Source organism: Paraburkholderia sp. PGU19, from assembly GCF_013426915.1.
Lineage (GTDB): Bacteria > Pseudomonadota > Gammaproteobacteria > Burkholderiales > Burkholderiaceae > Paraburkholderia.
In genome coordinates, this window is record NZ_AP023181.1 from 1,504,741 (window position 1) to 1,517,112 (window position 12,372).

8 protein-coding genes and 1 pseudogene are annotated in these 12,372 nt (G+C 61.6%); 3 read left to right on the plus strand and 6 right to left on the minus strand.

The genetic code is table 11. The features are described 5' to 3' along the window. Positions 1-53: 53 nt before the first annotated feature. The 4 genes from H1204_RS36470 to H1204_RS36485 all read right to left on the minus strand — a co-directional run bounded on the left by H1204_RS36470 (position 54) and on the right by H1204_RS36485 (position 5,205). A complete protein-coding gene (locus tag H1204_RS36470; RefSeq protein WP_180733566.1) occupies positions 54-1,184 on the minus strand; it encodes a 2-aminoethylphosphonate--pyruvate transaminase in 1,131 nt (376 codons plus the stop codon). Positions 1,185-1,219: 35 nt separating this feature from the next. After that, positions 1,220-2,947, minus strand: a complete 1,728-nt coding sequence (locus H1204_RS36475; RefSeq protein WP_180733567.1) for a putative 2-aminoethylphosphonate ABC transporter permease subunit — start codon at positions 2,945-2,947, stop codon at positions 1,220-1,222. Next, positions 2,944-4,035, minus strand: coding sequence for a putative 2-aminoethylphosphonate ABC transporter ATP-binding protein (locus tag H1204_RS36480; protein ID WP_180733568.1), 1,092 nt, complete (start codon positions 4,033-4,035; stop codon positions 2,944-2,946). Before H1204_RS36480 ends, H1204_RS36475 begins: the two co-directional genes overlap by 4 nt. A gap of 114 nt (positions 4,036-4,149) precedes the next feature. After that, the gene (locus H1204_RS36485; RefSeq protein ID WP_180733569.1) at positions 4,150-5,205 is read right to left on the minus strand and encodes a putative 2-aminoethylphosphonate ABC transporter substrate-binding protein; all 1,056 of its coding nucleotides are present in this window, start codon (positions 5,203-5,205) and stop codon (positions 4,150-4,152) included. 216 nt (positions 5,206-5,421) lie between these two features. Here H1204_RS36485 and phnA point away from each other — a divergent pair, with 216 nt between their 5' ends. From phnA to ald, 3 genes are read left to right on the plus strand one after another with little or no spacing between them, the layout of a single operon-like run. Continuing rightward, positions 5,422-6,657, plus strand: a complete 1,236-nt coding sequence (phnA, locus tag H1204_RS36490; RefSeq protein WP_180733570.1) for a phosphonoacetate hydrolase — start codon at positions 5,422-5,424, stop codon at positions 6,655-6,657. 13 nt (positions 6,658-6,670) lie between these two features. Then, positions 6,671-8,128 carry a phosphonoacetaldehyde dehydrogenase gene (gene phnY / locus H1204_RS36495; protein ID WP_180733571.1) on the plus strand — a complete coding sequence of 486 codons (1,458 nt, stop codon included), beginning with the start codon at positions 6,671-6,673 and terminating at the stop codon, positions 8,126-8,128. Between the two features lie 58 nt (positions 8,129-8,186). Then, the gene (gene ald / locus H1204_RS36500; protein WP_180733572.1) at positions 8,187-9,305 is read left to right on the plus strand and encodes an alanine dehydrogenase; all 1,119 of its coding nucleotides are present in this window, start codon (positions 8,187-8,189) and stop codon (positions 9,303-9,305) included. A gap of 102 nt (positions 9,306-9,407) precedes the next feature. On the opposite strand, the gene H1204_RS36505 is transcribed toward ald, so the two are convergent. Both H1204_RS36505 and H1204_RS36510 read right to left on the minus strand, forming a co-directional pair. Then, on the minus strand, positions 9,408-10,748 hold the full coding sequence (locus H1204_RS36505; RefSeq protein WP_180733573.1) for an acyl-CoA dehydrogenase family protein: 1,341 nt from the start codon (positions 10,746-10,748) through the stop codon (positions 9,408-9,410). 133 nt (positions 10,749-10,881) lie between these two features. Then, positions 10,882-12,176 (minus strand): annotated as a pseudogene (locus tag H1204_RS36510) (acyl-CoA dehydrogenase family protein). Positions 12,177-12,372: the final 196 nt, after the last annotated feature.

Below are 12,372 nucleotides of genomic sequence, written 5' to 3' on the forward strand. Positions count from 1 at the left end.
CGAAGACTTCGCGCCCATGAAACCGCGCGAAGTCTTCGATACGGTCAGTCAAGTCACGCAAGTGCTTTCGGCGACACTTGCGAAATGCCCATCGCCTTCAGTGTGTCCGCGATTGCCGCAACGGCGCCGGGAATACCTGCTTCGCCGAAGTGCCCAATGCACCCGACGCGGAACGTTTCGATCTGCGTCAGCTTGCCGGGATAGAGGATATAGCCGCGCTTCTTCACCTCCTGATAGAAGGTTTTGAAGTCGTAGGCGGGATCGTCGGGGGCATGGAACGTCACGATGATCGGCGCCTGAATCGACGGGTCGAGAAACGGCCTGAACCCCAGTTCCGCCATGCCGTCGATCAGCGCGCGGCAGTTGCGCATATACCGTGCGCCACGCGCTTCGAGACCGCCCTCCTCGACGTACTGCGCGATGGCCTGATCGAGCGCTGCGACGACATGCGTCGGCGGCGTGAAGCGCCATTGCGTCGTGCGGTTCATGTAGGCCCATTGATCGTAGAGATCCATCGCGAGCGAATGGCTGTTGCCTTCACAGCGCTCGAGCGTGCTGCGCCGGACGATCACGAATCCCATGCCGGGCACCCCTTCCAGGCACTTGCCCGACGCAGCGACGACGGCATCGAACGGCGTCTGGCGTGCGTCGATATCGATCGCGCCGAACGAACTCATCGCGTCGACGATCAGGCTGCGTCCATGCTTCGCCACCACCATCGCGATCTCATGCAACGGATTGAGCACGCCCGCGCCCGTTTCACAATGGACCAGCGCGACATGCGTGATGCTGGGGTCGGCTGCGAGTGCGCGGTCGATGTCGGCGGGTTTGACCTGCGTGTCTTCCGCGTAGTCGATGGTCTGATGGCGCCGTCCGAGCGCCCGGCAAATCTTCGCGATGCGCTGACAATAAGCGCCGTTGTTCGGCACCAGCACATGGCCGTCGCGCGGAACCAGCGTGCCAATGGCCGCTTCGACCGAAAACGTGCCGCTGCCTTGCAAGGGCACGCACTCGTGTGTGTCTTCGCCATGCACGATGCGCAGCGTCTCGCGGCGAATCCGTGCGGTGATCTGGTTGAAGTCGCCATCCCACGATCCCCAGTCGCGCAGCATGGCGTCGCGCGTGCGATCAGACGTGGTGAGCGGACCGGGAGTGAGCAAAATCGGTTGACGGGGCAGATTCACGGCATCTCCTTGATGGAAACGATGAAAAGTTCGGTTCAGCCACGGCGCGTGGTGCGCCATGCCTGGGTTCGACGCAACACGCCGTGCGAAACGGCGGCAAACAGCAGACACGCGAATGCAGCGGTAACGAGGACGAGTGTCGCCATCGCGGCGGCCGGTCCGATCTGACCTGCGTCGTCGAGGTTGAGGATCGCCACCGATGCCGGTTGCGTGTCGGGTGAATAGAGGAATGCGACAGCCGATACCGTCGTCATGCCGTTGACGAACAGATAGCGTGCGATCTGCAGGATCGACGGCAGGCATACGGGCACCGTGACGCGCCAGAAGGTCTTGTAGAAAGGCACTTTCAGCGAAGCGGACACAGCCTCGAATTCGTTATCGATCTGCCGCAGCGCGGTCACCGCCGTGAGGTGACTCGACGAGTAGTAATGGACCACCGTCACGATGGCGAGCAGCGCGAGCGTGCCGTACAGACCATTGAGCGGATTGGCGGGCGCATTGAACAGAAAGATGTAGCTGATGCCGAGCACGAGCCCCGGCACGCCCATCGGCAGGATCGCGCAAAGGTTGATGAAACCGCGCAGCCAGCGCGGCCCGCGCGTCTTCTCGACGAGATACGCGCCGCCGAACACGATCGCCGTGCCGCCGATCGCCACGCATGCCGCCATCTGCAGGCTGTTCTTGTACGCATCGAAAATGCCGGCTGCGATCAGGCCCATCTTGTAGTGCTGCAAGCCGAGGCTCATCTGATATGGCCAGAACTTCACGAACGACGCGAACACCGAAATTCCGACCACGGCGATCATCAGCAGACAGACGATCCCACAGTAAGCGAGCATTGCCATGTCGAAACCGCGCGACGGCTTCGGCTGGAACGGGGTCGAACGCGCGCCGAGTTGCGACTGCTGCTTGCGGCGAATGAAGTAGTCGACGGCGAAAGCAACCAGCGCGGGACATAGCAGAAGCAAGCTGACCACGGCGCTGCGATTGAAGTCCTGCAAGCCGATGATGAGCTTGTAGATATCCGTGGACAGCACCGTGTACGGCCCGCCGATCACAACGGGAACGCCGAAGTCGTTGATACAGATCGTGAACGACACCATCGTCGCACTGATGAGGCCGTACTTCGCGCCCGGCAGCGTGATCGTCACGAACTTACGCAGACGGCTCGTGCCCATTGCGTCGGCGGCTTCATACAGGCGGCCATCCGAGAGTGACAAGGCCGTGACGAGAATCATCAGCACATGCGGAAACGCCGCGTAGACGAGACTGCACACGATGCCGGAGAAACCGTAGATCGAATGTCCATGCAACAACGGCTTCAGAAGCCCCGAATTGCCGAACCAGTAGATGAACGACACCGCCGACAGCAGCGTAGGCGCGAGCAGCGGCAGCAAGGCCACGGTTCGCACCGCGTTCTTCATCGGCATGCACGAACGCGTGAGTGCGTAGGCGAACGTGAACGCCATCGGAATGACGATCGACGTCACGGTGCACGCGACGGCCACCGAATGCAGCGCCGACGTCCAGACGGCTGCGTTGGCCAGATAGCCGCTGAAGTTCGCAAGCCCAATAAAGCGTCCATCCGCATCGACGAAACATTTGCCGATCACAAGCGCCACCGGCATCAGCAGAAACATGGCGAGCATCGCGGACATTAGCAACAACGCAAGCTGCGCAATCCTGTCATGCCAATGCGTGATTTGCCGCACTTCGGCGTGTGCTTCTTCGCCGCTACGGCGTTCGATCAGAACGGCGCTCATTGCAGACGCTCCTTCGCGGCAGTGAACACGCAGACGCTTTCGCGTTGAATGGCAAGGTCGAAACGCGCGCCCGCTTGCAGGCCCGTGCGGCGCATTTCATGGAACGACAGGTCGGCGACGATCTCCTGCCCCGCGAGCCCTTCCACCTTGAAGCTGACGCGGCAGAACGCGCCGAGAAATTCGAGCTTTTCCACCCGCGCGGCGAGCAGGTTGTCGGGCGCGCTGCCGGGCACGCTGATATGAATGTCTTCGGGACGCACGAAGGCCGAGACCTTCGAACCCGGCGCGGGCTGCGCGCTTCCGCAGCCGTAGTGCAGCCCGATCTCGCCTGCCTTCAGCGTGCCGTCGCGCATCACTTCGGCGGGAATCATGTTGACCTTGCCGATAAAGTCGGCAACGAACGGCGAAGCCGGCTCGCGATAAATCTCATGCGGCGAGCCGATCTGCTCGATCACGCCATGATTCATCACGACGATGCGATCCGCCATCGACAACGCTTCTTCCTGATCGTGCGTGACCATGATCGTCGTGACGCCGAGCCGTTGCTGCAACTGGCGGATCTCCTGGCGCAGGCGCACGCGCACGCGCGCATCGAGCGCCGATAGCGGCTCGTCGAGCAACAGCAAGCCCGGCGACGTCGCCAGCGCCCGTGCGAGCGCAATACGCTGCTGCTGGCCGCCCGACAACTGGTTAGGATGCTTGCGATGCGAGTCCGGCAAACCCACCAGCGCAAGCAGTTCGTGGACGCGTTCCGCGATCGCCGCGCGCTTCATCTTGCGATTCACGAGGCCATACGCCACGTTGTCGAAGATCGTCAGATTTGGAAACAGCGCGTACGACTGGAACACGATGCCGTAATCGCGCAACTGCGGCGGCAAGCGCGAGATATCGCGGCCGTCCTGCATGATGCGGCCCGCGCTGTGCGTTTCGAGCCCGGCGATGATGCGCAGCAAGGTCGTCTTGCCGCACCCCGACGGCCCCAGGAAACACAGCATCTCGCCCTTCTTCACGCCGAGATGGATATCGTTCAGAACGGTCGTCTCGTTGAACCGCTTGGAAACCTGCTCCACGCTCAAATACGCTGTCATCTGATCCTCCGACTTCGCTTCTCTTCCGCATCGCGGCAGCGCGCTCGACATGCGGCGCGCTGCCCGCCCCGAACGAAGCGCACGCATCGCGCGCGCTTCACGCGAGACCCGTCGCTACTTCTGCTCCTTGCTGCCGTAGCGTTTCTGCCAGTCGTCGAGAATCGACTGACGGTTCTTCGCGGACCAGACGAAATCGTTCTTCACGAGCAGTTGCGAATAGTTGTCGGGAATGCCCGACAGCTTCTTTGCGACACCCGGATAGGCCACGATCGCCCACCATTGCGCGGTGATTTCGTTCGCCTGCCGGCTGGCCATGAAGTCGGCGAGCTTCTTTGCTTCTTCGGGATGCTTCGTGGTCTTCATCACGCCCGTCGCCTCCATGTCCCAGCCGAGCCCTTCTTTCGGAAAGATCAGGTCGATGGGCGCGCCTTGCGCCTGCAATTCATGGCCACGGAACTCGAATGAGATGCCGATCGGAAATTCGCCCGTGCCCGCGAGCGTGCAGGGCTTCGAGCCGGAGTGCACGTATTGCGCGACGTTCTTGTCGAGCGCGTCCATGTACTGCCAGCCTTTCTCGTCACCGAAGGTTTGCAGCCACGACGTGACGTCGAGATAACCCGTACCCGACGAGACCGGGCTCGGCATCACGATCATCCCTTTGTAGATCGGCTTGGCGAGGTCTTCCCACGAAGTCGGCTTAGGCAGATGGCGCTTTTCCGCTTCGACGCGGTTGTAGCAGATGGTCGCGCCCCACACGTCCATGCCGACCCAATGCGGCGGATTGTTGCTGTCGCTGTACTTGCGCGTCAGGGCGTCGAAGCCCTTCGGCTGATACGGCATCAGCATGCCTTGCAGATCGAGCAGCGTGAGGCTCGATGCAGCCAGACCGAGCACGACATCGGCGCGCGGGTTGCTCTTTTCGGCGAGCAGCTTGGCCGTGACCGCGCCCGTGGAATCGCGCACCCAGCGGATCTCGATGTCGGGGTTCGCCTTCTCGAACGCGTCCTTGTACGGCTTCATCGCTTCGTCTTCGAGCGCCGTGTAGACCAGCAACTGCGTCTTCGCCTGTGCGGCCTGTGCAGCGCCGAACATCACCGACGCCGCCATCACACAGCGCGCCGCCACCTTCAGAAATCCCTTGCAACCGTTGAATCCCGCTCCTTCCTTCATTTCCAGACCCCTTGATGAGTGGCGTCGCGGCCAGCGACGGAAACGGCCAGAACTGCGACATGCGGCTTCGACTACTGCGGCCCCGAGGAGACTTCTTTGTTGTTGTCTGTTGTTGACAATCTACAAAGTGTCAATTTTAATGTCAAGTATTGCCGCACAATGCCACACAACGCCACATCATCAATTCCCGGATTACCCTGGTCAAAGGAGAAGCGAATGAGCACATCCCCTGCATCCGTCGAAGTGAACGGCCGCCGTTACAACTGGATGCGCAGGCCCGTCGTCGTGGTCTGTGTGGACGGTTGCGCCTACGAATATCTGGAGATGGCCGCCGCGGCGGGCGTCGCGCCCTTCATCCGCAAACTGTTGAAACCGGCCACCGCGCTCAAGGGCGACTGTGTGGTGCCGAGCTTCACGAACCCGAACAACCTGTCGATCGTGACGGGCGTGCCGCCAGCCGTGCATGGCATCAGCGGCAATTACTTTTTCGATCGCGAGAGCGGCACCGAGGTGCTGATGAACGATCCGAAATACCTCGTCGCGCCAACCGTGCTCGCGCGTTTTGCGGAGGCGGGCGCGAAGGTTGCTGTCGTCACCGCTAAGGACAAGCTGCGCCGCCTGCTCGGTAAAGGCCTGAAGGGGATCTGCTTTTCATCGGAGAAAGCGGATGAGGCGTCGCTCGAAGAAAACGGCATCGACGATGTGGTCGAACTCGTCGGCAAGCCGGTGCCTAGCGTTTATAGCGCCGAGCTGTCGGAGTTCGTGTTCGCGGCGGGCGTGCGCCTGCTGGAAACACGCGAGATCGATCTGATGTACCTGTCGACCACCGACTACGTCCAGCACAAATGCGCGCCCGGCACGCCCGGCGCGAACGCGTTCTATCAGATGATGGACGGCTATCTGCAACGGCTCGACGAACTGGGCGCCATCGTCGCGATCACGGCCGACCACGGCATGAACGCGAAACACAACGAAGACGGCGAGCCGAACGTGATCTATCTGCAGGAGCGCTTCGACGAATGGCTCGGCAAGGACCAGGCGCGCGTGATCCTGCCCATCACCGATCCGTATGTCGTGCATCACGGCGCGCTCGGTTCGTTCGCGACGGTGTACCTGCCCGAATCGGCGGATATCGATGCATTGCGCAGCAGGCTCGCCGCCGAGCCCGGCATCGAACTCGTGCTGAACAGCGAAGAAGGCTGCGCGCGGTTCGAGCTGCCGCCCGCGCGGATGGGCGACCTGATCGTGATTTCGAGGCGCGACGTCGTGCTCGGCACGCAACGCATCCGGCACGACCTGTCGGGGCTCGATGCGCCGCTGCGCTCGCACGGCGGCCTCGCCGAGCAAAGCGTGCCGCTGATCTTCAGCCAGCCCGTCGCGAAGTCCGCCGCGCAACGCGCGCGGCTGCGCAACTTCGACGTCATCGATATCGCACTCAACCATCTCCAGTGACGAGGACACGTTCATGAACGCTATTGCAGACACGACGAAAGCACACACGCAGATTCGCCACGAAGCGTTGCGTATCGACGGCGAGAAGATCTGGCGCGATGAAGTCATCGAAGTGCGCAGCCCATATGACGGCGCGCTGGTCGGCACGGTGCCGAAGGCAACGCTCGACGACGTGCGCCGCGCATTCGCCGTCGCGCGCGCCTATCGCCCCACGCTCACGCGTTACGAGCGCGCCGCGATCCTGCGGCGCGCGGCGGACGCGGTACGGGCGCGCACGCAGGAGATTGCTGCCGTCATCACGGCGGAAGCTGGCCTGTGCATCAAGGATTCGACCTACGAAGCGGGACGTGTCGCCGATGTGCTCGTGTTCGGCGCAGGCGAAGTGATGAAGGACGACGGTCAGATCTTCTCGTGCGATCTCACACCGCACGGCAAGAAGCGGCGCGTGTACACGCAGCGTGATCCGCTGCTGGGCGTGATCTCGGCCATCACGCCGTTCAATCATCCGATGAACCAGGTCGCGCACAAGATCGTACCGTCGATTGCGACCAACAATCGCATCGTCGTGAAGCCGTCGGAGAAAGTGCCGCTGTCGTGCTACCTGCTGGCCGACATCCTTTACGAAGCGGGCCTGCCCGCGCAGATGCTTCAGGTGGTGACGGGTGACCCGGCCGTGATCGCCGATGAACTGATCACCAATCCCGCGATCGATCTGATCACTTTCACGGGTGGCGTGTCGATCGGCAAGTCGATCGCGTCGCGCATGGGTTATCGGCGGGCGGTGCTCGAACTGGGCGGCAACGATCCCATCATCGTGATGGAGGATGCCGATCTGGACGAAGCCAGCACGCTCGCGGTTTCGGGGTCTTACAAGAACTCGGGGCAACGCTGCACCGCCATCAAGCGGATGCTGGTTCATGAAGCCGTCGCCGATCGCTTCACCGACCTCGTCGTCGACAAGACGCGCGCGTGGAAATACGGCAATCCCGCCGACGCATCGGTCGACATGGGCACCGTGATCGACGAAGCCGCCGCGCGCTTCTGCGAGCGCCAGGTCGACGACGCGCTCGCGCGCGGCGCACGCCTGCTGGCGGGCAACCAGCGCGACGGCGCGCTCTATGCGCCCACTGTGGTCGATCGCGTGACGCCGGATATGCCGCTCGTCAAGCACGAGACCTTCGGCCCCGTGTCGCCGATCATGCGCTTTGGCAACATCGACGAAGCGATCCGCATGTCGAACAGCACGGACTACGCGCTGTCCTCGTCGATCTGCACGAACCGCTTCGACTACATCACACGTTTCATTTCGGAACTGGAGGTGGGCAGCGTCAACGTGCGCGAGGTGCCCGGCTACCGCCTCGAACTCACGCCCTTCGGCGGCGTGAAGGATTCCGGGCTAGGCTATAAGGAAGGCGTGCAGGAGGCGATGAAGAGCTTCACCAATACCAAAACCTATTCGCTGCCGTGGTGAACATCTGAGGATTGACGCGTTTGCATGACTGGCACGCAGTTCCAACTAGGAGGCAAAAATGCACATAGGCGTTCCAAAGGAGATCAAGAATCACGAATATCGCGTCGGTCTCACGCCGTCGTCGGTACGTGAGATCGTCGCGCACGGACACACGGTGAGCGTGGAAACGGGAGCGGGCGCGGGTATCGGCGCGTCCGACGACGCATACCGTACGGCCGGCGCGCAAGTCGCACCGAGTGCCAAGGCGATATTTTCGGCAGCCGACATGATCGTCAAGGTCAAGGAGCCGCAAGCACGAGAACGCGCGATGCTGCGCGAAGGGCAAATTTTCTTCACTTACCTGCACCTCGCGCCCGATCCGGAACAATGCGCCGATCTCGTGAAGAGCAACGCGGTCTGTATTGCCTACGAGACCGTGACACAGCGCGGCGGCGGATTGCCGCTGCTCGCGCCGATGTCGGAAGTTGCGGGCCGCATGTCGATCCAGGCGGGCGCTTTCTGCCTGGAACGCGCGCACGGCGGCAGGGGCATCCTGCTTGGCGGCGTGGCGGGTGTGCCCTCGGCGAAAATCGTGATCCTCGGCGCGGGTGTGGTCGGCAGCAATGCTGCGCAGATGGCCGTCGGCACGGGCGCACAGGTGGTGGTGATCGACCGCAACGTCGAGGCGCTGCGGCGCATGGACCGGCTGCTGGGCGCGCGCGTGATTACCGTGTATTCGAATCAGGACAATATCGAGCAGCACGTGCTCGATGCCGACCTCGTGATCGGCGGCGTGCTCGTGCCGGGCGCTGCTGCGCCCAAGCTCGTCACGCGCAAGATGGTCGAGAAGATGCGCGCGGGCTCCGTCATTGTCGACGTCGCGATCGACCAGGGAGGTTGTTGCGAAACCGCGAAGCCGACGACGCATGCGGAGCCGACGTATCTGGTCGACGATGTCGTTCACTACTGCGTCGCGAATATGCCGGGGGGCGTGCCACACACCTCCACCTATGCGCTGAACAACGCAACATTGCCTTTTGTCCTGTCGATCGCGGACAAAGGGTGGCGCAAGGCACTCACCGACGACGAACATCTGCGTCGCGGCCTGAATGTGGCGTTCGGCAAGGTGACCTGTCCTGAGGTCGCTGAAGCACTCGGCTACGTCTGCGAAGACGCAGGTGCCATCGCGGCTGAATAGGCAGGGTGTAGAGAGAGCGCGCGGCCGGTTGATCCGGCCGCGCAGATCGGACCTTCATGCGTTGAGCCTCAGACGCACGAATCCCCCGATTGCGCACCGATCCTATCGTGCCTTCACATCGCGCTGCGGTGGCACCAGAGCGCCCGCGCCTTCCATCGACTTCTGAAACGGCATCCGACGCGAATCCGCAATGGCTCGCGGATCAAACTCTTCATCGAGCATGACGCCCCAGATCTTGCGCATCTGCATGCCGATATTCCCCGCGTCATACAAGGGAAAGACAGCGGCCTCGCGCAGGAATTTTTCCATCGGATGCTGCTTGTCGAGCGCGTTGACACCCATCACCTGAAGCGCGCGAAAGACCGTCGTGAACAGCGTCTCGCCGCAAAAGACCTTCGCCATCGCGCCGACGGCATGTCCGTCCGAATCGAACAGATCCAGGTAGTGCGCGGATTTCCACGAAAACGCGCGACACGCTTCGATTTTCATCGCGATATCCGCAAGCATGTAGCCGACCGCCTGGTGGTGGATCATCGGCATGCCGCCACCGGCGCTGCGCGTCTTCGACCATTGCAACGCGAACTCATAAGCCGATCGCGCGACCCCGACTGCCGCGATGGCGGCAACCGGGCCCGACCATGTGAATGCCTTGCTGATGACGAGATCTCCATCGCCAACCGCGAAGAGATTCTCTTCGGGAACACGACAGTCCGTGAAGGTGATCGCGTTGTTCTGACACAAGCGATGACCCAGCTTGGAGATCGGTTCGCCATAACTGACACCTGCCGTTCCTCTCGGAACGATGATCGCGCTCAGTCCTTTTTGCCCGCCCTTCTCAGGGTCGGTGCGGACGATGCACACGTTCACGTCCGCGCCCATCAAGTCCCATCCGCCTGCGTTGCACGGCCAATACTTCTTGCCGTTCAGGACATACTCGCCCCGCGCCTTGTCATGCGTCGCGACAAGTCCGATGCCTGCCGGAAGCGCGCCGGGATGATCGAAGTTCGCCGTCCCTCCCGTCTCGTCGACCGGCTCGCTCACGGTCCATCCGGCGATATACTCGCCGCGCGGATCGCTCGTCGCCTGTACCAGCCACTTTTTCTTTTGTGCGTCCGAGCCGAACCAGACGAGCGGCATGAGGGCGAGTCCATTCACGAGCAGCACGGTCGCGAACCCCGGATCGACCGCCGTTATCTCCTCGGCGACGATCTGCAGATCCAGATTGCTGATGCCTCCGCCACCATATTCACGCGGCAGGAAACCCGTAGCAAAGCCAAGCTTGTAACACTCGAGGTAAGCGCCCTTCATCAACACGAAGGCTTTTTGCGTGTCCCGCTCATCGTCCGCTTTCTTGACCAAAGGCTGGAGAATCTCCACCGCGAATTCACGGGCGTTTCGCTGCAACTTTTGTTGCGCGGCAGTCAAAGTGAAATCGATCGACATGGCAGGAACTCGAAATTTTTCAGGTTGCCAATCGGCGCGTCGCGCCGCCACATTTCATCGAAGCATAGTGCGCTGGGTTTGGTAGACCGCAAACTGCATCATTTCCGTGTGTGCGCAACAAGTGCGGTGCGACCTAGCCGGTTGCTGCAATGGGATTATGAAAATAGATGGACTCGTCGTCCATGGCCCCTCGTGGATTGAAGCTGTCATCCGCGAGGACACCTTTCACCCGGCTCCTCTGCATGGCCATGTTGCCGCCATCGAAGATCGGCAATAACGCCGCATCATGCAGATTTCTATTGAAGCTGTATCGGTTGTCGACGTTGTGCACGCCGACGATCTGCATGCATTTGAATACGCAATCGAACATGGTTTCCGTGACATTGATCTTGCACATCGCCCCGAAAATTTCCGCGTGGTGATCGTGCTTGTCCAGGTAGTCCGCGGCACGCCACGCGAAATAGCGGGCAGATTCGATCTTCGCTGCGACCTCACCCAGCACATAGCCCACATGCTCGAATTGCGTGATGGGTGGAAGCGAGCGGCCCGAATAGCGTTTCGAAAACCGCAGGGCCACTTCATAGGCTGCGCGCGCAACGCCCGCCGCCGCAATCGCTGCCACAGGACCGAACCACGCGAAATTCCGGTTGATGACCAGATCGCCCCTGCTTTCAGTCCCGCGAAGCAAGTTTTCGGCGGGTACGGCGGCGTTGTCGAATTCAATCAGCGCGTCCGTTGAGCTTCGATAAGCCTTGTGCGCCGGGAAGCCGCAACTCACACCCGCCGTGCCGCGCTCCACGACGATTGCCGAAAGCCCTCTCATGCAGCCAACTTCCCCGCCCGTGCGAGCGATGACGATCTGCGAGTTCGACCCCCGCCCATCCCACCCGCAGCCGACGACCACTTTTTCCGGCCATTCAGGACATAGTGATCGCCGCGAAGCGTCGCCGTCAGTCCGATGCCGGCGGCTGTCAGCGGGTTATCGAAGCTCGTTGCAGCCCGCGTCGCGGCGGGCGGCTCGGCCGCCGTCCATGCGGCAAGATATTGCTCGTCGGAATCCGAGGTGGCGGCGCCTACAAACCGGCGCTTTTGCGCTTCATCGCCGTACCAGATGATCGGCATTAATCCGAGTCCGTTACACAGCACCGTGCAGGCAAAGCCCGGATCGATTGTGGAGATTTCCTCGGTAGCGATCGTGAAGTCAAGACAGGACAGGCCCGCGCCGCCGTATGCCGAAGGCAGCATCGCGGTGGCAATACCCTGACGATAAGCTTCGATATACGCCGGCTTGCGCCTGACGAATGCGCTGATCGGATCGAGTTCCCGGTCGGCGTCGGGAATCATGGACGCTAGAACGGATTCAGAAAATTTGCGTGCCTTCATCTGCACCGCTTTCTGATGGGCCGACATCGTGAAATCAATTGTCATCTGGCGCCTCCTTGAGGGACCGCAGGCAATAGTGTTGCTGCGCGACTCGGAGTGGGTCGGTGACATCAGCATAGGCAGGGCTTTTGACGCCATCAATTGTCAAAAGTGTCGAAAGTCTGGACTGTTACAAATTAGTTTTCGGTCCGCGCGTAGCTCATGTGGAGGGGCGTCTGCGGAGCAAAAAGGAGGCATGCGC